At 37.4% G+C, this 21,366-nt stretch carries 26 protein-coding genes; 24 read left to right on the forward strand and 2 right to left on the reverse strand.

What is annotated here, in order from left to right; all coding sequences use genetic code 11:
- The first annotated feature begins 24 nt into the window (after positions 1 to 24).
- The 10 genes from K322_RS0109950 to K322_RS0109995 all read left to right on the forward strand — a co-directional run bounded on the left by K322_RS0109950 (position 25) and on the right by K322_RS0109995 (position 9,501).
- Positions 25 to 360, forward strand: a complete 336-nt coding sequence (locus K322_RS0109950) for a DUF4133 domain-containing protein (RefSeq protein WP_026626754.1) — start codon at positions 25 to 27, stop codon at positions 358 to 360.
- Positions 357 to 2,861 (forward strand): TraG family conjugative transposon ATPase, encoded by a 2,505-nt coding sequence (locus K322_RS0109955; protein ID WP_026626755.1) that lies wholly within the window; start codon positions 357 to 359, stop codon positions 2,859 to 2,861. The genes K322_RS0109950 and K322_RS0109955 overlap by 4 nt, the downstream gene beginning before the upstream one ends.
- A 51-nt stretch (positions 2,862 to 2,912) precedes the next feature.
- Positions 2,913 to 3,875, forward strand: a complete 963-nt coding sequence (locus tag K322_RS0109960) for a fimbrillin family protein (protein WP_026626756.1) — start codon at positions 2,913 to 2,915, stop codon at positions 3,873 to 3,875.
- 94 nt (positions 3,876 to 3,969) lie between these two features.
- Positions 3,970 to 4,599 carry a DUF4141 domain-containing protein gene (locus K322_RS0109965; RefSeq protein ID WP_026626757.1) on the forward strand — a complete coding sequence of 210 codons (630 nt, stop codon included), beginning with the start codon at positions 3,970 to 3,972 and terminating at the stop codon, positions 4,597 to 4,599.
- Positions 4,600 to 4,619: 20 nt separating this feature from the next.
- Positions 4,620 to 5,612: a conjugative transposon protein TraJ gene (gene traJ, locus K322_RS0109970; RefSeq protein WP_026626758.1), complete on the forward strand. Its 993-nt coding sequence runs from the start codon at positions 4,620 to 4,622 to the stop codon at positions 5,610 to 5,612.
- Positions 5,613 to 5,644: 32 nt separating this feature from the next.
- A complete protein-coding gene (gene traK, locus K322_RS0109975; protein WP_026626759.1) occupies positions 5,645 to 6,268 on the forward strand; it encodes a conjugative transposon protein TraK in 624 nt (207 codons plus the stop codon).
- A gap of 11 nt (positions 6,269 to 6,279) precedes the next feature.
- On the forward strand, positions 6,280 to 6,564 hold the full coding sequence (locus K322_RS0109980) for a TraL conjugative transposon family protein (RefSeq protein ID WP_026626760.1): 285 nt from the start codon (positions 6,280 to 6,282) through the stop codon (positions 6,562 to 6,564).
- Between the two features lie 4 nt (positions 6,565 to 6,568).
- Complete coding sequence (gene traM / locus K322_RS0109985) at positions 6,569 to 7,855, forward strand: conjugative transposon protein TraM (RefSeq protein ID WP_026626761.1); 1,287 nt, start codon at positions 6,569 to 6,571, stop codon at positions 7,853 to 7,855.
- A gap of 52 nt (positions 7,856 to 7,907) precedes the next feature.
- On the forward strand, positions 7,908 to 8,873 hold the full coding sequence (traN, locus tag K322_RS0109990) for a conjugative transposon protein TraN (protein ID WP_026626762.1): 966 nt from the start codon (positions 7,908 to 7,910) through the stop codon (positions 8,871 to 8,873).
- Positions 8,874 to 8,919: 46 nt separating this feature from the next.
- A complete protein-coding gene (locus K322_RS0109995; RefSeq protein ID WP_026626763.1) occupies positions 8,920 to 9,501 on the forward strand; it encodes a conjugal transfer protein TraO in 582 nt (193 codons plus the stop codon).
- On the opposite strand, the gene K322_RS0110000 is transcribed toward K322_RS0109995, so the two are convergent.
- Positions 9,498 to 9,782, reverse strand: a complete 285-nt coding sequence (locus K322_RS0110000; protein WP_026626764.1) for a YciI family protein — start codon at positions 9,780 to 9,782, stop codon at positions 9,498 to 9,500. The genes K322_RS0109995 and K322_RS0110000 overlap by 4 nt on opposite strands.
- 41 nt (positions 9,783 to 9,823) lie before the next feature.
- Between K322_RS0110000 and K322_RS0110005 the strand changes: the two genes are divergently transcribed.
- The 14 genes from K322_RS0110005 to arsA all read left to right on the forward strand — a co-directional run bounded on the left by K322_RS0110005 (position 9,824) and on the right by arsA (position 21,039).
- Positions 9,824 to 10,255 carry a DUF3872 domain-containing protein gene (locus K322_RS0110005; RefSeq protein ID WP_026626765.1) on the forward strand — a complete coding sequence of 144 codons (432 nt, stop codon included), beginning with the start codon at positions 9,824 to 9,826 and terminating at the stop codon, positions 10,253 to 10,255.
- 196 nt (positions 10,256 to 10,451) lie between these two features.
- On the forward strand, positions 10,452 to 11,018 hold the full coding sequence (locus tag K322_RS0110015; RefSeq protein WP_026626766.1) for a hypothetical protein: 567 nt from the start codon (positions 10,452 to 10,454) through the stop codon (positions 11,016 to 11,018).
- 194 nt (positions 11,019 to 11,212) lie between these two features.
- Positions 11,213 to 11,611 (forward strand): hypothetical protein, encoded by a 399-nt coding sequence (locus K322_RS19125; RefSeq protein WP_026626767.1) that lies wholly within the window; start codon positions 11,213 to 11,215, stop codon positions 11,609 to 11,611.
- A 33-nt stretch (positions 11,612 to 11,644) separates the two neighbouring features.
- Complete coding sequence (locus K322_RS0110025; protein ID WP_026626768.1) at positions 11,645 to 12,946, forward strand: AbiH family protein; 1,302 nt, start codon at positions 11,645 to 11,647, stop codon at positions 12,944 to 12,946.
- A 52-nt stretch (positions 12,947 to 12,998) separates the two neighbouring features.
- Complete coding sequence (locus tag K322_RS0110030; protein ID WP_026626769.1) at positions 12,999 to 14,150, forward strand: hypothetical protein; 1,152 nt, start codon at positions 12,999 to 13,001, stop codon at positions 14,148 to 14,150.
- Positions 14,151 to 14,507: 357 nt separating this feature from the next.
- Positions 14,508 to 15,521, forward strand: a complete 1,014-nt coding sequence (locus K322_RS0110035; protein WP_026626770.1) for an IS110 family RNA-guided transposase — start codon at positions 14,508 to 14,510, stop codon at positions 15,519 to 15,521.
- 71 nt (positions 15,522 to 15,592) lie between these two features.
- Positions 15,593 to 15,919, forward strand: a complete 327-nt coding sequence (locus K322_RS0110040; RefSeq protein ID WP_026626771.1) for an ArsR/SmtB family transcription factor — start codon at positions 15,593 to 15,595, stop codon at positions 15,917 to 15,919.
- An 82-nt stretch (positions 15,920 to 16,001) separates the two neighbouring features.
- Positions 16,002 to 16,427, forward strand: a complete 426-nt coding sequence (locus K322_RS0110045) for an arsenate reductase ArsC (RefSeq protein ID WP_026626772.1) — start codon at positions 16,002 to 16,004, stop codon at positions 16,425 to 16,427.
- Entirely contained in the window at positions 16,420 to 17,469 is a 1,050-nt protein-coding gene (gene arsB / locus K322_RS0110050; protein ID WP_026626773.1) for an ACR3 family arsenite efflux transporter, read from the forward strand. Before K322_RS0110045 ends, arsB begins: the two co-directional genes overlap by 8 nt.
- An 11-nt stretch (positions 17,470 to 17,480) precedes the next feature.
- Complete coding sequence (locus K322_RS0110055) at positions 17,481 to 17,918, forward strand: nitrophenyl compound nitroreductase subunit ArsF family protein (protein ID WP_026626774.1); 438 nt, start codon at positions 17,481 to 17,483, stop codon at positions 17,916 to 17,918.
- On the forward strand, positions 17,918 to 18,616 hold the full coding sequence (locus K322_RS0110060) for an aromatic aminobenezylarsenical efflux permease ArsG family transporter (protein ID WP_026626775.1): 699 nt from the start codon (positions 17,918 to 17,920) through the stop codon (positions 18,614 to 18,616). The genes K322_RS0110055 and K322_RS0110060 overlap by 1 nt, the downstream gene beginning before the upstream one ends.
- A 16-nt stretch (positions 18,617 to 18,632) precedes the next feature.
- Positions 18,633 to 18,863, forward strand: coding sequence for a thioredoxin family protein (locus K322_RS0110065; RefSeq protein ID WP_026626776.1), 231 nt, complete (start codon positions 18,633 to 18,635; stop codon positions 18,861 to 18,863).
- Between the two features lie 11 nt (positions 18,864 to 18,874).
- Complete coding sequence (arsD, locus tag K322_RS0110070; RefSeq protein WP_026626777.1) at positions 18,875 to 19,228, forward strand: arsenite efflux transporter metallochaperone ArsD; 354 nt, start codon at positions 18,875 to 18,877, stop codon at positions 19,226 to 19,228.
- 92 nt (positions 19,229 to 19,320) lie between these two features.
- The gene (gene arsA, locus K322_RS0110075) at positions 19,321 to 21,039 is read left to right on the forward strand and encodes an arsenical pump-driving ATPase (protein ID WP_026626778.1); all 1,719 of its coding nucleotides are present in this window, start codon (positions 19,321 to 19,323) and stop codon (positions 21,037 to 21,039) included.
- Between the two features lie 81 nt (positions 21,040 to 21,120).
- On the opposite strand, the gene K322_RS0110080 is transcribed toward arsA, so the two are convergent.
- Positions 21,121 to 21,366, reverse strand: a 246-nt coding sequence (locus K322_RS0110080) for a hypothetical protein (RefSeq protein WP_026626779.1), incomplete at its 5' end; no start/stop codon positions are given.

Here is a 21,366-nt window from a genome sequence, read left to right on the forward strand (position 1 = left end):
ATTTTACTTTTAACAACGAGAAGAATGGCAGAATATTCAATCAACAAAGGAATCGGAAAGCCCGCAGAATTTCGGGGACTCAAAAGTCAGTACCTCTTCATTTTCGCAGGTGGACTATTAGGTGTATTCGTTGTCTTTGTGATAATGTATATGATCGGGATCAGTCAGGTAATCTGTATCGGGTTCGGAGTAGTTACCGACGGAACATTGGTCTGGGCAACATTCCACCTGAACGACAAATACGGAGAACATGGGCTTATGAAATTACAAGCCATCCGTAACCATCCCCGCTATATTATCAATCGTAAACGGATCTTACAGCTCATTAGTCGTATCAAAAGAAAGGAGGAGATTGTATGAGGAATACACTAAGTGCAGCCACACTAGAAAGTAAGTTTCCCATATTGGCAGTTGAACAAGACTGTATCCTGAGCAAAGATGCGGATATAACAGTAGTTTATCGGGTAGAACTGCCCGAACTCTTTACAGTCACTTCTCCTGAGTATGAAGCAATCCATGCAGCCTGGGCAAAAGCAATGAAGGTATTACCCAACTATTCAATTGTCTGTAAACAGGACTGGTTTATCGAAGAGGATTACAAACCTGAATTGCAGAAAGAAGACATCAGTTTTCTATCCCACAGTTTCGAGCGTCATTTCAATGAACGTCCTTTCTTAAATCACACCTGTTATCTCTTTCTGACCAAAACAACCAAAGAGAGAGCCAGACAACAAAGCAGCTTTACAGCTCTTACCCGTGGCTTTATTGTTCCCAAAGAAATGCAGGATCGGGAGATGGCTCAGAAGTTTTTGGAATCAGTCAGCCAGTTTGAACGGATCATTAACGATAGCGGATTTATCAAGTTGGCACGATTGACCACTGATGAGATTGTAGGAACAGCAGATCAGGCTGGCATTATCGAAAAGTATTTCTCCTTATCCCAGGATGACACCACCTTCCTGCAGGATATGTCTCTCGGTGCAAGTGAAATGAAAATCGGTGATAAGTATCTGTGTCTGCATACGCTTTCAGATGTAGATGATCTGCCGGGTAAGGTAGAAACCGATACCCGCTACGAACGTTTGTCTACGGATCGGAGCGATTGCCGTTTGTCTTTTGCTGCACCCATCGGAGTACTCTTGACCTGTAACCACATTGTCAATCAGTATATCTTTATTGATGACCATGCAGAGAACCTGAAACGTTTTGAAAGACAAGCCAGAAATATGCACTCTTTATCCCGCTACAGCAGAAGTAATCAGATAAACAAGCAATGGATCGAAGATTACCTGAATGATGCACATAGTTTCGGGTTAACCTCCGTTCGTTGCCATGTTAATGTAATGGCTTGGAGTGAGGATAAGGAGGTCCTTTCCCGAATTAAAAACGATGTGGGTAGCCAGTTAGCTCTCATGGAATGTAAACCCCGACACAATACAGTCGATACACCAACCTTGTTTTGGGCAGGTATTCCAGGTAATCAGGGTGATTTTCCATCAGAAGAAGCTTTCTATACTTTTATAGAGCAAGCTTTATGCTTCTTTATCGAAGAAACAAACTACAAGAGTTCACCTTCTCCTTTCGGAATCAAGATGGTAGACAGGGTAACAGGTAAACCGCTTCATGTGGATATATCCGACTTACCCATGAAAAAAGGAATTATCACCAACCGTAACAAGTTTGTGCTGGGTCCTTCAGGTAGTGGAAAGTCTTTCTTTATGAATCATCTCGTTCGCCAGTATTGGGAACAGGGCACGCATGTTGTATTAGTAGATACAGGAAATTCTTATCAGGGTTTGTGTGAAATGATCCGCAGTAAAACCAAAGGAGAAGACGGAATTTACTTTACATATACCGAAGAAAAGCCGATCTCTTTCAATCCTTTTTATACCGATGATAATCAGTTTGATGTAGAGAAAAAGGATAGTTTGAAAACCCTCTTGTTAACACTTTGGAAAAGTGAAGACGATAAAATCTCGAAGACCGAATCCGGAGAACTCGGTAGTGCTGTCGATGAATACATTAAAAAGATTCAGACAGACCGGAGCATTGTTCCGAGTTTCAACACCTTCTATGAGTTTATGCGGGATGAGTACAAGGCGGCATTAGCGAAAAGAGAGATTGAAGTTAGCAAATCTGATTTCAATATCGACAATATGCTGACCACGCTCCGTCAGTATTATCGGGGCGGCCGCTTTGACTTTCTTTTAAACTCGGACAAGGAACTGGACTTGCTTTCCAAACGCTTTATTGTCTTCGAAATCGATGCTATTAAAGAGAATCGTGACCTTTTCCCTGTAGTGACTATCATTATCATGGAAGCATTCATCAACAAGATGCGTCGATTGAAAGGTATCCGAAAGCAACTGATCGTAGAAGAAGCATGGAAAGCTCTTTCGTCTCCCAATATGGCTGAGTATCTGAAGTATTTGTATAAAACCGTTCGTAAATTCTTCGGAGAAGCGATCGTTGTTACACAGGAAGTGGATGATATTATCTCATCACCTATTGTGAAGGAAGCTATCATTAATAATTCGGATTGCAAGATACTGCTCGATCAGCGGAAGTATATGAACAAATTCGATTCGATACAGGCTTTGTTAGGCTTGACTGAAAAAGAAAAAGCTCAGATACTTTCCATTAATATGTCTAACAATCCAAGCCGTATCTACAAAGAAGTCTGGATCGGATTGGGCGGTATGCAATCGGCTGTATATGCTACAGAAGTCAGTCCTTCCGAGTATTACACCTATACTACCGAAGAGACCGAAAAATTGCAGGTGCAAAAACTATCTGAAAAGTTAGGCGGGGATATTGAACAGGCTATCAAGCTAATCACTTCGGATAAGTCGCTTCAGTAAGCAGGCTTATCGACAATTTTAAATTAATCTCAAACGTAAAAAATAAATTATATGAAAAAGTTCTTTTTTCTGACAGCCATTGCTGTCTCTCTATTTAGTCTTAACAGTTGCAGTAACGATGATGATCCGGTAACTCCAAATGGCGGAGATGCTGTCTTAAAGATTCAGGCAGGTATCACAGCAATAGATGTTGTCGGTACAAAGGCATCAGTTGTATCCGCATTTCCTGAAGGAACAAATATCGGTTTGTTTGTTACATCGGGTAGTCTGGGGGATAACAATAATTCCTATAAAGAAAATGACAATGCCTTATCTGTTTTTAGGAATGGAATCTGGAATCAAACACCTGAGATAAGGCTTACAAGGGATAATGCTACCGTCTATGCTTATTATCCATACAGCAGCAACAATACCGATGGTAGATCGATCTTTGTGGATCACGCTACGCAACAGGATTATATGTACGGGACGCATACTCCGGGGCAGGCTGCCATCAATAAAGATAATCCGGCAGTAAGCCTGACCATGAAGCATGCTATGACTTTGGTACAGTTTAATATCAGTAAGGTTAATTATCCCTGGCAAGGCAAGCTTACCCGTATTGAAATAGCCAATGCGGATAAGAAGACTATTCTTTTTAATGAAGGACTAATGGATATTTCAACCGGAACGATAAAGAATATTGAAGGAAAGAACAGACCGGCATCTATTCAGGCATATTCGGATATCTATCCACTTTTGACTATTCCGGAAAAACCATCTCAATCGGAGACAGATTTCTTAAAAGTCTTTGTACTGCCTATTAAATCGACTGGAGGCGAAGGGGATGTTGTTTTTAACTTTACTATTGACGGACGTATCTATATATGGAAAGTTCCTGCTAACACCACTTGGAAAGCAGGAACGAAAAACACCTACGCTGTAACGATTAATGGTTCGAGCCTGAAAATCGGGAATGTAAATATCTCGGATTGGACAGGTGGTATTTCAGCAAATCTTACTATAACCGACTAATCTCACATAGGGAGTAAGAACACTGACTCCCTTGTTCTTACTCTTTTATTTCTCTCTTATTTATACAAATTACATCATTAAAAATCATTGAAATATGAAAACGAAATTCTTCATGTTGTGCGTGAGCCTTGTGCTTTTCACTTCAAATATATCAGCCCAATGGACAGTCTGGGACCCGAGTAACTTCACTCAGAGTATTGTCAATACCAGCAAACAGATCGTACAGACATCAACGACTGCCCAAAATATGGTCAACAATTTTAAAGAAGTTCAAAAGGTGTATAATCAGGGCAAACAATACTACGATGCACTCAAAGCCGTGAACGGCTTGGTCAAAGATGCCAAGAAGGTGCAAAGAACCATCCTTATGGTCGGTGAAATATCCGATATCTATGTACACAGTTTTCAAAAGATGTTGTCCGATCCCAATTATTCCATCGAAGAACTCAATGCCATAGCCAACGGATATACTCGCCTGTTGGAACAAAGCAATGACGTTTTGAGCGAACTAAAAGGGGTTGTGAATATCAGTACACTATCTCTTTCCGATAAAGACCGTATTGATGTGGTTAACTCCTGTTATGATGCAATGCTTGATTATCGTAATCTGGTTCGATATTATACAAATAAGAATATCGGTGTTTCCTATTTGCGAGCCAAGAAGAAAGGCGAAACAGCCCGTGTGAATGCTTTGTATGGTAATCCTTCGGATCGTTATTGGTAAAATCCTAAATAAGAAGAAATATGGATTTCGATCAATTTCATCAAACCCTGCGGACGCTTTACGATCAGATGATGCCCTTATGTGGCAATATGATTGGCATCGCCAAAGGAATAGCAGGACTGGGAGCCTTATTCTATGTGGCATACCGTGTTTGGCAATCCCTATCAAGAGCTGAACCGATAGATGTCTATCCTCTACTGCGTCCTTTTGCCATTGGCCTTTGTATTATGTTTTTCCCGTCCGTTGTGCTTGGAACAATTAACAGCATTATGAGTCCTGTGGTACAGGGGACAAATGGAATGCTGCAATCCGAAACACTGGATATGCAAAAGTATGCAGAGATGAAAGACAAACTGGAATACGAAGCCATGAAACGTAATCCTGAGACAGCTTACTTAGTAGACAACGAGATTTTCGAAGAGAAGCTGGATCAACTGGGCATTACCGATGTAGGAGAAATAGCAGGAATGTATATTGAGCGTGGATTGTATAATGCAAAGAAGTGGATACGGGAAGCTTTTCGGGAGATATTGGAAATAGTCTTTAAAGCTGCTGCTTTGATTATTGATGTGATACGCACCTTCTTTCTGATTGTTCTTTCGATTCTCGGACCACTGGCTTTTGCCATATCTGTCTGGGATGGCTTTCAATCGACACTCACACAGTGGATCACACGCTATATCTCCGTTTATCTATGGCTTCCTGTTTCCGATCTGTTCAGTACGATACTGGCAAGGCTTCAATCCTTAATGCTCCAATCGGATATTGAACGAATGCAGACCGACCCGAACTTCTCGCTGGATAGCTCAGATGCCATCTACATAGTCTTTCTCATCATTGGGATTGTCGGTTATTTCACTATACCGACTGTTGCGGGATGGATTATCTCGGCAGGTGGCATGGGTAATTTCGGTAAGAATGTAAACAATACAGCAACCAAAGCCGGAGCAATGGCCGGTGGTGTCGGAGGTGCTGCTGCCGGAAATATTGTAGGACGCTTGAAAGGGCGGTAAATGTCTAATCTCAATCATCTAATCAAAAAACAATGGAATTTAAATCATTAAAAAATATCGAATCGAGCTTTAAGCAACTCCGCATCTTCGGTATTGTTTTTCTCTGTTTGTGTGCTGCTATTGCAGGCTACTCCATTTGGAGTGCCTACAATTTTGCAGAAGCACAACGCCAGAAGATCTATGTGCTGGATAACGGAAAGTCCCTGATGCTCGCTCTTTCGCAGGACTTGTCGCAGAACCGTCCTGTGGAAGCCCGTGAACATGTCAGACGTTTTCACGAACTGTTCTTTACGCTCTCCCCTGATAAGTCTGCCATTGAAAGCAATATCCAACGGGCATTGCTCTTGTCGGATAAGTCAGCTTTCAATTATTACAAAGACCTATCGGAGAAAGGATATTACAATCGGGTCATCTCTGGGAATATCAATCAGACGATACAGGTCGACAGTATTTCCTGTAATCTGGATGTCTATCCTTATCAGGTTATCACCTATGCCCGTCAGATGATTATCAGAGAAAGCAATATCACAGAACGAAGTCTTGTGACAACCTGTAAACTGCTGAACTCTGTCCGCTCAGATAATAATCCGCACGGATTCAGTATCGAAGCTTTCGAAATACGGGAAAATAAGGATTTAAGGGTATTGGACCGATAAAATGCTGAGATATGAAAGAACGAATTAAAGAACTAGGCTACTGGCTGGAAGATAAGCTTAAAGGCCTTTGTGGGGAGATTACTCCTGACAAAAGGCTGACCGTAATTGTCATCATGCTTTTGTTCTTTACGATATTGAACCTGTATTTCACATTTACGGCAATCAGTAATTGGGGAAGGGAACAGGAACGCAGGGATCAGTTAAAGATAGAGCATATCAAACAACTCGAACTGGAAAAGACCAAACCGAAAGATGCGGTATTCGATTCGGATAGTACTAACAATAAAACAGATTAATCATATGGCAGATAAACCAAAACTAAGTGAAGAGCAAAAACAAAAGCTAAAGAAATATGCGATTTTCGCATTAATGGCGATTGTTTGCGCAGGATGTATTTGGCTGATTATCTCTCCATCGGAGAAAGAAAAAGCCAAAGAGCAGATAGGTATGGGCTTCAATGCCGATATACCAGATCCCAAAGGAGACGGTATCATTGGAGATAAAAAAGATGCCTACGAACAGGAACAGATGAAGGAACGGCAGAAAGAGCGGATGCAGTCCTTACAAGGCTATGCCGATATGCTGGAAAGTTCCAAAAGTGAACGGGTGACTATCAATCTGGATGATGAGCCTCAGCAGGCTATTAAGAAAGAGAAAGATCCGATTAATAATTCGGTATCGGCCTACAGGGATATCCACCGGACATTGGGTAATTTCTATGAGAAGCCCAATGACGATCCAGAGAAGGAAGAGGTGAAAAAGAAACTCGAGGAACTGGAAGCCAAGATGCAAGATAAGGACAATAAACAGTCGGCTGTCGATGAACAACTATTACTGATGGAAAAGTCTTACGAGATGGCAGCCAAGTATATGCCACAGACACAGTCCGAGTCTCCAATGACAAATTCCAATTCATTGAAAAGCAAGATTGATAATTATGGGAAGGATAATTCGTCTAAAAATGGGAAGACAACAGTGAGTCCTATCCGTCAGATACAAAAGAATACGGTTTCATTACTGGCTCAAAATGTTACTAATGAAGAGTTGTATCAAATGTATGACCAGCCACGAAACACAGGTTTCAATACAATGGATGGAGAGATGGGGGTAAGTAGTAAAAATACAATCTCTGCGGTTATCCATGATGATCAGACAGTGATTGACGGACAAACTACCCATCTGCGATTGACTGAACCGTTGGTAGCAGGAACTACTCTTATTCCTGAAAATACCATTCTGACAGGTATTGCTAAAATACAAGGTGAACGGTTGGATATACTGATATCCTCTATTGAGTATGAAGGAACAATCATTCCTGTAGAAATGGTCACTTACGATACGGACGGACAGAAAGGTATTCATATACCGGGATCACTGGAGATGAATGCAGCCAAAGAAATTGTAGCCAATATGGGAAACAGTGTAGGAACAAGCTTTACGATGACTCAGAGTACTGGAGCACAACTGGCATCCGATCTCAGTAAGGGAGCTATACAGGGTGTATCGGCATATATGCAGAAAAAAATACGACAGGTAAAGGTTACCCTTAAATCGGGCTATCGGATCATTCTGATGCCCAAACAGTAAAGAGTTTACAACTGAATAAAAACAAGTATTTATTAATCGAAGAAATAAAACAATGAAGAAATATATTATTGTATTAGCATTGATGCTGACAACGATTGTTGCTCATGCGCAGAATGAAACAAAGCCAAAAGATATGCAGGAAGATCTGCAACAGGTATTGAAACCCACTTATGGGGATTATTACGAAGGACTGAGTAAAAAGATAACCTTTGACAGGATGATTCCTCCTTACGGATTGGAAGTAACTTTTGAGAAGACCGTGCATGTCATTTTTCCTGCTCCGATTCGGTATGTGGACTTAGGATCGAGTAATATCATTGCAGGAAAGGCGGGAAGCTCGGAGAATGTGTTACGCATTAAAGCGGCTATTCGTGGTTTTGAAACCGAAACGAATATGGCTGTAATAACCGAAGAAGGAAGCTACTATACTTTCAATATTAAATATGCCGATGAACCGGAAAAGCTAAATATCGAAATGAAAGACTTTATGCATGATGGTATAGCTACGAATAGACCGAATAATTCGATGGAAGTTTACCTGGAGGAACTCGGAAGTGAATCTCCCCGTATCGTTTACCTGATTAATCGTTCCATCTATCAGAATGACAAACGAATTGTAAAACATATCGGATCGAAACGTTTCGGTATCCAGTATCTACTTAAAGGTATTTACAGTCACAATGGACTTTTGTATCTGCATACGCAGATCAAGAATTCAACGAATGTTCCTTTTGATATTGACTTTATCCGATTCAAGATTGTAGATAAGAAGATGGTAAAACAAACTGCTGTTCAGGAAACGGTGATCTATCCGCTTCGGGCTTACAATTTCGTTTCACAGGTTGAAGCTAATCGGACGGAGCGAACCGTCTTTACCATTGATAAGATAACGATCCCGAATGATAAGCAGTTGGTCATTGAACTTTTTGAAAAGAACGGTGGACGCAATCAGACCTTTGTCATAGAGAACGATGATCTGATATGGGCAGAGCAGATTAATGAGTTAAAGATTAAATAAGATCAGGGTTATAGACTCTTTTATTACACACAAATACAATAATAAAATGTATAAATATAAAATAGCTTTAATAATCATATTGAGCCTTGTCCTTATCGGACAGGCTCATGCACAACGTTATTTGCCCGGACAAAAAGGAATTCAGGTGATAGGTGGTTTTGTGGATGGATTTAATCCGGAAAAGAAAGACGGACAGGCTTTCTTTGGTGGCATTGCTTTATCGACTTATACAAACAATGGTAACCGATGGACCTTCGGTGGAGAATACTTGCAAAAGTCTTATGAGTATAAAGATAAGCTGATACCCATATCTCAGATAACAGCTGAAGGGGGGTATTATCTGAAATTCTTATCTGATCCAAGCAAAACAGTATTCTTCTCAGTGGGGCTTTCCGCTGTTGCAGGGTATGAAACGATTAATTGGGGGAAGGAATTACTGTTCGACGGAGCAAGCATCACAACAAAGGATAATTTCTTATACGGTGGTGCGGTTAGCTTTGAGATAGAAACTTATCTGACTGATAGGCTTGTGTTATTGCTCAATGCACGGGAACGGGTATTGCTAGGATCGGACATCAATAAATTCCATACACAAATCGGTATGGGGATTAAGATAATTATCAATTAGATAAAGCGTTCAAAACCATCAGCATATTTGGTCGGAAGGAATTCAATGATATCGTAAGTTGCAACCTTATTGATATAGAACGGATCGGCTTTCATAATTTCCAAAGCAAGTTCTTTTGTTGCTGCTCTGCATAAGATAACACCTCCGTTACGAGGTTCCTGTCGTCCTGAAGCAATAAAATATCCTTCTTTATAATTTATATCTAAGTAAGTGCGGTGCATACCCAGATATTTTTCAACCTCACTTAGTGGTTTCTGATAGGTTAGAACGAAAATAAACATAACATTCAAATTTGAAACAAAAGTAAAAAATAGAAATCGAGATGAGAAGAATAGCATCATATATAATTTACACGATACTGATTGCATGTATCGCATGTGCCTGTAGCGACGATATTGATATTCGCCAAGGTTATAAATTCAAGGTTACTCACCTGCCTGTGCCGAAAAAGCTAAAAGTTGGACAGACGGCTGAGATTCGGTGTCAGTTGGAACGATCTGGCAAATACGATAATGCAAAGTATTATCTGCGGTATTTTCAACCGGATGGCAAAGGGGAATTAAGAATGGATGACGGAACGGTATTTCTACCGAACGACACTTATGAGTTGACTAAAGATACGTTTCGTCTGTATTATACATCTAAGTCAGAGGACCAACAGGTGATTGACATTTACTTTGAGGATAATTATCAGAATACTTATCAGCTTTCATTTTCTTTTAATAATGATAATTCGGAAGGAGACAAAGAATGATGACAATGATGGTTATTTCGTATGTGTCCACTTGGATAAGTATTATTTATTCGTTGGTGACGGCTCCGAGTGATATAGAGTTATGGGGCAAAGAAATGGAATAGTTGCTGTATCTAAAAAATAAAGGAAGCTGGAGAATCTAAATTCTCTGGCTTTTTTGTATTTTTATTACAAATAACAATTAGATGAGTTCAAGATGAATTGGATAAATGTCTTTGAAAATATAGGCTTCTTTGCAGTCGGCGCCACAGGTATATCTGGGATTATTATTTATCTGTTTAAAAAGATATTTGAGCAACAGATATCCTTATACAAAGAAAAAAGTATTTACCGCTTTTCTAAGGTATATACAGATAGGCTTGATATCATACGTGAAGTATATCGGAGATTAGTTAAAGCGGAATACTCCATTGAAATCCTCATGAGGCCTATTACTATTGGAGTAAGAAAATCAGAAGAGGAATTAGAAAATGAAGCTTGTTGTGACTACACTTCTCTATTTCAATATTACCAAGAAAATGAAATAATCTTTGAAGATGATACTATTACCCTTATAAATGATATTAAAAATCGGTTCGATAAAGTTTGGAAATCCTATAATTCCATGAAATTTATGGAAACAGCAAGAGGTAGTGAGCCTTGGGCCAAATCAATAGAAAACTCGATCACTGTATATGAAGAGGAGATAGTTAATGAAATTCCAAAATTAAAGAAGCTCCTCAAAAAGCAATTCCAAAAAGAGTTTGATTTATTACAGGCGTAATTGAAATATTTATGAGTATGTTAAGTAAGGGAGGTAAAGGTTATTGCATAATGTGTGCAGAAATCCTTCCTCAGAATATAGATGATGTTTTTTGTAATAATTGTAGAAGTAAATATCGTTACCCTATAAATAAAGGCTGCTATTGTCATATCTGTGGACAAAAAGGATTGTTTAGTCACTTATACCCCATCTGTATGGAATGCAAAGGACTCGACAGAGAGGGATTAGATGCACAAAGTGATATTTACAAGAAATGGCTAGCGAAATATAGTCTAGCTCCTATTGATAACTTAAAGCCATTATGGGCAAGTATGCCTGAGAAAAACGATACTGTATATAATGCAGATATAATAAAACTAATAGAAGTAACCAATTTGAAGAGAAGCTTTGATTTAAATAATATTTTCAAGGATGATATCCGAAGTAATAGTCGAATCCTGAATATCCTCGAAAGATGGAATAGAAAGTTATATGTTGATCCTCCCACAATAATAAGAAATAACGACTCTTATATATTTAAGGATGGTCGCCACCGAACCATTGCTGCTTATTACTTACAAGCCAAAACAATACCTGTGTTCTTAAAGAAGTAATGGTATTTTATCTTTTATATTAAAAATTTAAGCATGAATAGAATTATAATCATTGGTAATGGATTTGATAGGGCACACAATCTAAAAACAGGATATCGGGAGTTTATAGATGATTATTGGAGTAATTTCACCAATCAAATAATAGATCAAATTGGATTAACATATGGCATTGATACAGTAATTAGACCTTATTCGGATGGCTACGTGCGTATTGAAGTGAAAAGTAGGAATGAGACTTCCATCTCTGATAAGAAATCTGTTTTTCTGTGTGAGGATGAAAATCCTTATAATAATTTACTTCGACTAATTGAAGAATACCACGAAATGTTTAAAACAAAAAGAATTATTGTACATTTCGAGAATAAGTTTTTTGAACATATAACCACTCAATGCTACTTAACAAGCTGGTTAGATATTGAAAACGAGTATTATGATACGTTGAAAAAGCTTCTTTCGGAGGAAGACCGGATAAAACGAAATGAAAAGGTTATTAAGCTAAATGAAGAATTCTCTGCTATCACAAAACTGTTGGAGGAGTATTTGACAAGTATCGTTGAAAACGAAAAAATACAAAAACATGAATCTATACAGAAAGCTTTTTCAAGCTTGATTGAAATTGAAGATGTTGCAACATCTAAACGAAAGGAATTTGTTAATTCTATCTTTTCTGATATTTACCGTTTTGACAATCCTATGGAATTCGAAGAGGATAAGATGAATGATCCTCAATATAATCTATGTAATACTGAAGACGAATCCAGAATATACTTCATTGAAAAAAATATTGAAAGAAATTCTTTCAAAGAACGTTATTGCCTTCCAAATACATTATTATTAAACTTTAATTATACGAAAACGGCAGAAATGCTATACACAAACGATGGCGCAGATTATGAATTTATCAATATCCATGGAGAATTAAACTGCAACAAGAATCCCATAATATTTGGATATGGTGATGAACTAGATGATAGCTATTCAGAGATAGAAAAATTACAGGATAACCATTTTTTGGATAACATTAAATCTATAAAATACCATCAGACACGAAATTACAGAACCCTGTTAAAGTTTATTGAATCTGGGATATATCAGGTTTTTGTTATGGGGCATTCATGCGGAAATTCAGACAGAACTTTATTAAATACCCTGTTTGAACACGATAATTGTGTGTCTCTAAAGGTTTATTACAGGCAGTTTAAAAATGGTTCCGATGATTATAGTAATTTAATAAGAAATATATCACGTAATTTTAATGATAAACACAAAATGCGTGACATAGTTGTAAATTGGGAGGATTCTTTACCATTGGTTCCTAGCAAAGAAGTAATATAATTGATAATCTATATATACTTATAAATTAATCTCTTTTGTTTTTTATTAAAATATGGAAGCATCTCAATCATTACGTAGACCATCTAATTGGCAAGATTTCGAATCCCTTTGTAAAAAACTTTGGGGAGAAATATGGATGTGTCCCGAAATTAAGAAAAACGGTAGGGCAGGACAAAATCAGAATGGTGTTGATATATATGGAGTCCCTTTTAGTGAGATTGGTTATTATGGTATCCAATGTAAAGGGAAAGATGAATATACAAATAAGCAGTTCGATGAAAAAGAAATTATTGAAGAAATTGCCAAAGCTAAAGAGTTCTTACCTCCTCTAAGAAAGTTGTATTTTGCCACAACTGCTGTGAAAGATGCTAAAATAGAAGAGTTCATTAGAATGAAAAATATAGAGCATCGAAGTAAAGGTCTTTTTGAAATTCATCTTTTTTCATGGGAAGACATTGTAGAATTAATTGATGAAAATAAAGCGACTCATGATTGGTATCTCAAAAATCAAAAGTTCAAATCAAATAAGAGTATCGCGATCTCTTTTGAAAATGGTTCTAAAGAAATAATTCTATCTCCAAAGTTTAAAACAACAACAACTTACTATAGAGATAAAGCAGTTTTTGATGAATTTCAGAATTCTTCATATGCAAAGAATCTCATAACCCCAATGCAACAAGCTCTCAAGTTGAGAAATGCAATTTCTCCTATGCAATTTGCCTCTAGTCTAACGTATAGTGAGTGTGAAATTAATCTAAGCTATGCAAGTATACGTTTATTGATTCATAATACTGGAAGTGAAACAATAGAAGATTATAAATTACATTTCAATTTTGGTGCAGTTTTACAAGATTTACAGGACACAAATAGAAAAAACATCATCGGATTAAATACTGATATTTTCAAAAAGTCAAATACATTATTGTCATCGGATTCCATGTCTGGAAAAATGATTCCGCATAACTCAATTTTGGTTGGGGATGACATTGATCGTTCAGATAATATTTATATAAAGCCTTTATCGCAAGAGTATACTATTCCTCTTATATGGAAGCTTATTGCCCGAGATTTTAAGGAGGAGGGAGAATTAACAATCATAGTTAAGCCTAAAATTGAAATTGAATATAAAACTATATTAGTTGAGGATCCTAACCAAGTTCGAGTAGAGAAAGGAGAAATAGAGGATGTCATAATAAAAAAATAGATTTTCACTTTGGTCTTTTGCTTCTTTTCGTCCGCATCAGGCTCATGAGAAAACCTTAGATTTACATCCAACGTTTTGTAACTATATGAACAGAGAGTTTATATCTAAAACTTCTGATTTTATTTAGACTCATTTACAAACAATAAATTTTTTATTCATTTATATTTATTCTAAAATGAAAGGAAAATAATAAGTGAACCATATGAAAAAATAGTTATTTAAGGACTATGCTTCTATTTAGGACTTATTGTTATTCTTGAATTAGACCTATATAAGAATTTAATCTATGTGTTTTTAAGGTTTTTAGGATATATTCAAGCACCTTTCTCTATTGTAAACTTTTAAATTGATTTAGTCATGGGAAATTATTATTTTCTTGGTATTGATGTAAGTAAGAGAAATTTGGATTGCTGTTTGTTTTGCAACGGTGTTGTTGTAAGACAGGATGTTATTCTTAACTATCAAAAGAGTATTGAAAAATACCTATTTGATATTTGTGTTGATCAGGATACTGAACCTGATTGTTTAGTAATCTGTGCCGAATATACAGGCATGTATATTTACCCCTTGATTGTTGCTTGTCAATCTAAAGACTACAAACTTTGGATTGAGGATCCAACACAAATAAAGTATAGCTCTGGATTACAAAGAGGGAAAAATGATAAAATAGATGCTCAGCGTATTGCTTTATATGCATATCGTTATGTCGACAGGATTAAAGTATATTCTCGTCCATCTGTTAGCATTGAAGCATTGAAATTACTTTCTACTGAATTGAGTATGCTATGTAATGATAGACAGAAGTATCAAGCTCAATTATCAGATCAAAAAGAGTATATGGCTGACAATATTTACAAGTCAAAACTTAAACGGTTGTCATTATTAATGAAACAATTGGATAAAGCCATTAAATCTATCGAAGATGAAATTGAGATCATTATTACAAAAGATGAATTATTATTCCATCAAATGAAATTATTGATGAGTGTCGAAGGTATAGGACGTAAAACCTCTTTAAAGATGATACTGGAGACTCATGCTTTTACTCGGTTTCCAGATAGTCGAAAGTTTTGTTGTCATGCAGGAGTAGTACCGTTTAGCTATTTATCAGGTAGTAGCCAACATTCCCGCAATCGTGTTTCACAGAGAGCTAATAAAAGTATCAAATCACTCTTACATTTAGCTGCTTTGTCTGCCATCCAAAACAAGAAAAGTGAATTGAGAATCTATTATGACAGAAAAGTCGCAGAGGGTAAAAATAAAATGTCTGTATTAAATGCTATCCGAGCCAAACTTATTGCTCGAATGTTTACTGTTATAAAGAATGACAAGCTTTATGATTTCAACTATATAAACCAATATTCAAAATAATAATATATAGTTCGTATTATTGCGAATTAAAAATATATTCGTATATTCGCGAACGATAAATATAAATAGATATGTCAAAGAAAGAACTTACAGCCGAACAAGAACAACTCGCACGTTTCGCAAAAGCAATGGGGCATCCTATCCGCATCGCCATATTAGAAATGCTTGCCAACGAATCATGTTGCTATCATGGCGATATGTCGGAAGTATTACCTATTGCTAAAAGCACCCTTTCTCAACATTTAAATGAATTGAAGGATGCAGAGCTAATACAGGGAACAATCACTCTACCAACAGTTAAATATTGCATAAACGAAGAAAATTGGGAGAAAGCAAAAAAGATGTTTTCTGCATTTTTTGTAGAGATCAATAATGGAGAAACTTGTAGCAATAAATAAAAAATTTCTGTTCAGTGTTCGTGTATTCACGAAATACGAACGGTATGTAATAATACGAATGATTAATTTTTGATAATAAAATATGAAAATACTTATTCTTTGTACAGGTAATAGTTGTCGTAGCCAAATGGCACACGGCTTCTTACAGTCTTTTGACCCTAAGTTATTGGTCTATTCCGCAGGCACACAGGCAAGCGGAAAAGTAAACCCCAAAGCAATAGAAGTGATGCACAATGCAGGAGTAGACATTTCGCACCATACATCCGACAGCATAGATACATACATCAATGATGAATGGGACTATGTGATTACCGTTTGCGGTGGAGCAAATGAAAGCTGCCCCTCATTTTCGGGAAAAGTAAAGAATCGTTTGCACATCGGATTTGATGATCCGTCCGAAGCCACAGGAACACCCGAATTTATACAATCCGAGTATATCAGGGTGAGGGACGAAATAAAAAAAGCATTTTACGAACTATACACTAATAAGATAAAAGGCTATGAGTAAAAGAAAAATGAGTTTCTTAGATAAGAACTTAACACTTTGGATATTCCTTGCAATGGCTATCGGGGTAGCTTTAGGTTACTTTATACCTTCTTTTAGTGGTTATATAGATTCCATGTCAAGCGGAACAACAAACATTCCTTTGGCAATCGGTCTTATCCTGATGATGTACCCGCCATTGGCAAAAGTCGATTACAAACTATTGCCGAAAGTATTTACCAATGTAAAAATATTGGGTACATCTTTATTTCTAAACTGGATTGTCAGCCCTATTTTAATGTTCATTTTAGCCATTACCTTTTTACAAGACTATCCCGAATATATGGTCGGAGTTATCCTTGTCGGTTTAGCCCGTTGTATTGCAATGGTACTTGTTTGGAATGATCTGGCAGAAGGCAATAGGGAGTATGGGGCGGGGCTTGTTGCTCTGAACAGTATCTTTCAGGTATTCTTTTATAGTTTCTATGCGTGGCTGTTTATAACCATATTGCCCCCTTATTTCGGGTTTGAAGGGGCTATCGTGGATATATCCATCGGTACGATTGCCGAAACAGTAGCCATCTATTTGGGTATTCCTTTTCTGATGGGTATTCTTAGTCGTTTAATCTTAGTAAAAGCAAAAGGAGAGCAATGGTATCAAGATAAATTTATTCCTGCAATCTCGCCTATAACACTGATCGCATTACTCCTTACCATCGTACTCATGTTCAGCCTCAAAGGAGAACTGATCGTACAAATACCAATGGATGTAGTACGCATTGCGATTCCTTTACTTATCTACTTTGTAGCCATGTTCTTTATCAGCTTCTTTGTCAGTAAAGCTATGGGAGCAAGTTACGACAAAAATGCGTCTATTTCCTTTACCGCAGCAGGAAACAACTTCGAACTGGCTATTGCTGTGGCTATCGGGGTATTCGGCATCCATAGCGGACAAGCCTTTGCAGGCGTAGTCGGTCCGCTTGTCGAAGTACCCGTACTGATCGCATTGGTAAATGTCGCTTTTTGGTTGAGAAAGAGATATTACAAAACAGAAAAACAACTTTAAAATAAACCATAATGAAAAAATCTATTCTTATCGCATTATTCACAGTCTTTCTGGTTTCTTGCGGAAACAAGAATACGGAAAGCAAACAGGCAGCAGAAATCGACACAAAGGAACAAGCCGTATCAATGGCTGATGCTTCCATAGTCAACGTATATTACTTTCATGGTAAACAACGTTGTAAAACCTGTATAGCTATTGAGAATGTAACTAAGAACGCAGTAGCCGACAGTTATAAAGATAATCCCAATGTCAGGTATGTAGAAGTAAACATTGACGAAGATCAAAATAAAGATTTGATAGAAAAGTATGAAATCGCTTTCAGTTCTTTACTTATAGTGAAAGCCGATAATACAACAGATCTGACCGAACAGGCTTTTGCCAATGCCGTCAATTCGCCCGATGTCCTTACGAGCCTTATCAAAGACGAAGTAAATAAACGCATTGATTGATGGAGTTTTTACAGCAAATAGTCGATAATTCGGATATTCCTTTACTGACAGCCTTCGTATTGGGGCTAATGACAGCGATAAGCCCCTGCCCGTTAGCTATGAATATAACAGCAACAGCTTATCTAAGTAAAGATATAGCCAACAGAAAACGTGTTTTTCTCAATGGTATATTTTATACATTGGGACGTATATTCAGCTATACCGCTTTAGGCTTGGTATTCTATTTCGGAGCAAGCAAATTCCATATCGCTAAAATGTTGCAGAATATAAGTGGTCTGTATCTGGGAATCGCTCTGGTTATCATAGGTATATTAATGCTCGATGTTATCAAGTTTAACATTCCCTTTCTCAACAAGCTCACAGCCAAAGTCAGCGAAAAGAAAATGAAAAATAACTATCTAAATGCCTTCTTTTTGGGAGTATTGTTTGCTTTAGCTTTCTGTCCGTATAGCGGAGTATTGTATTTCGGAGTGCTTATTCCTATGACAATAAGCAGTGCAACAGGATTGATTTTACCACCTGTTTATGCCATTGCCACAGGACTGCCTGTTATTATCATCGCCTACTTATTGGCTTACAGTATGTCTAATGTGGGTAAGTTCTACAACCGCATGAAAAGTTTTGAAGTCTGGTTCAGGCGTATTGTATCGGCTGTATTTATCGTAGTCGGAATATATTATGTTGTAATTAATATTTGAAAAAGTTGAATAAAATATGGAAATAATAATATTAGGAACAGGATGTGCCAAATGTAAAACAACTTATGACAGAGTAGCCAAAGTGCTTGCCGATACCAACAATACAGCTATTCTGAAAAAAGAAGAAGATATTTTGGAAATCGTTAAATATAACATCATGTCACTGCCTGCCGTTGTGGTGGATGGAGAAGTAAAGATAAAAGGCTATGTGCCGACAGAGGAAGAAATAAAACAAATAATCAATTAAATATAAAAACTATGTTGGATTTGAAATTAGATAACCGTAAAATAATGAAAATATATGATTCCGCATTATGTTGTCCTACCGGGCTATGCGGTGTAAATATAGACCCGGAACTGATGCGTATAGCCGTAGTTGTGGAAACCTTGAAACGAAAAGGGATTTCCGTAGAACGCTACAATCTGAAAGATAACCCACAGGTATATATAGACACAAAGGTTGTTAATGAATGTCTTATGAGAGAGACTGCTGATATATTGCCTATCATCATGTTGGGGGATGAAATAGTATTGACAAAGCAATACCCCTCTAACACTCAAATAGCCGAATGGCTCAACGTAAAAGAAGAAGAACTCACAGTAAAAAAATAAAAAAAATATCCCTTTCTATTCCAATGATTTAATCTGTTCGGTAAGAATGGGAAAGGGGGTTATTGCCTCAAAAAATAAAATAAATTAGAAATATGAAAAAGTATAATCCCTCAGTAATAGACCTGACAAAGTATATATTCTTCACAGGCAAAGGTGGTGTAGGCAAAACATCCATCGCTTGTGCAACAGCCGTAAACCTTGCCGATAGCGGTAAGAAAGTTCTACTTATCAGTACCGACCCTGCATCTAACTTGCAGGATGTCTTTAATATGGACTTGGATAACAAAGGCACACAAATAAAAGAAGTGCCTAACCTGACCGTTGTAAACCTTGCCCCCGAACAAGCAGCAGCCGAATACAGGGAATCGGTTATCACACCATTCAGAGGTAAACTCCCCGAAAGCGTAATCACGAACATGGAAGAACAGCTTTCAGGTTCATGTACGATTGAAATTGCAGCCTTTAACGAGTTCTCGGACTTTATAACCAATGAAGAAAAACGCAAAGGTTACGACTTCATAATCTTCGATACAGCACCAACTGGTCATACATTGAGAATGTTGCAATTGCCTTCTGCATGGAATACTTTTATTGCAGAGAATACTTCAGGAGCATCCTGTTTAGGACAATTATCGGGATTAGAGGGAAGAAAAGAAGTATATAAAAATGCAGTAGCAACGTTATCAGATAGTAAACAAACGACACTGATACTTGTCAGTCGCCCCGACGAAAGTCCCTTGAAAGAGGTAGAACGTTCATCCAATGAATTACTGGATTTGAATATCATATCTCAAAACCTCATTATAAACGGTGTGTTGGAAAATTATGACGAAAACGATGCTGTTTCCAAACAGATATACCAACGTCAGCAAAACGCCCTGAATAACCGTTCCGAAGCTTTATTAAAACTCAATACTTACATTGTTCCGCTTCGTTCCTATAATATGACAGGTATTGACAATATCCGTAATATGCTGAACAGTGACGTACAGACAGAAACAAAGGTCGCAGAAATAGATACGAAAGGTTTTCAAACGATTGACAATATCATTAACGACCTTTATAATTCCGGCAAACGGGTAATTTTTACGATGGGTAAAGGTGGTGTAGGAAAAACAACTATTGCGGGTAATATAGCAAGAGGGTTAGCTCAAAAAGGTGTAAAAGTACATCTGACAACTACTGATCCCGCTAATCACTTATCTTTTATCGAAACAAAGGTGGATGGTATCACAGTAAGCCATATTGACGAAAAAGCGGTATTGGCAGCCTATCAGAAGAATGTACTGGATAAAGCAAAAGAAACAATGGGTGATGCCGATTTAAGTTATATCGAGGAAGATTTGCGTTCCCCATGCACACAGGAAATAGCCGTTTTTAATTCCTTTGCCGAGATCGTAGCCAAAGCCGATAATGAAGTCGTAGTAATAGACACTGCACCAACAGGGCATACTTTGTTGCTTCTGGACTCAACACAAAGTTATCATAAGGAAGTAGAACGTACACAAGGAAATATAACTCCTGCTGTTCAAAATTTACTTCCCCGCTTGCGTAATGAGAAAGAAACAGAAGTCGTAATAGTAACTTTACCAGAAACTACCCCAGTATTTGAAGCACAACGATTGCAAGAGGACTTAAAACGTGCAGGTATCAAAAACAATTGGTGGGTAGTAAATTCAAGTTTATTGCTAACTCCGACAAACGACCCATTCTTGAAAACTAAGGCACAAAGTGAAATTCAATGGATTGAGAAAGTAAATGAAATTTCCAACGGCAACTTTGCCGTAATTGAATGGAAAGAGAATATCTGACATTTAAGGTAAAATAAAGCAGAAATCCCAAGATTCTTCTATCTTGGGATTTTTCTTAAAATTGAGTAAGGATAAAATACATCATACATTTGTTTCAATTCTATTTGCTATTTTTAGTAGCAGAGCCTTATCTTCCTCATTATTCCAGATTGACTTGTCTAAGCCCCAATAAAAAGCATGAAAAGTCCTTTTTGTATTGGTAAACTGCCCCGTATAATTTTTCCCTTTTGTAGAATAGAGTAGTAATACTTCCCCTTTTTTAACTTCGTAATCAGGAAACATATAACAATGTCTCAAAAGGTTTGATATACTCCCATCACTATTGTA

The organism is Indolivaga capnocytophagoides DSM 22835 (genome assembly GCF_000426485.1).
In the GTDB taxonomy this organism is placed as follows: Bacteria; Bacteroidota; Bacteroidia; order Bacteroidales; family Dysgonomonadaceae; genus Dysgonomonas_A; species Dysgonomonas_A capnocytophagoides.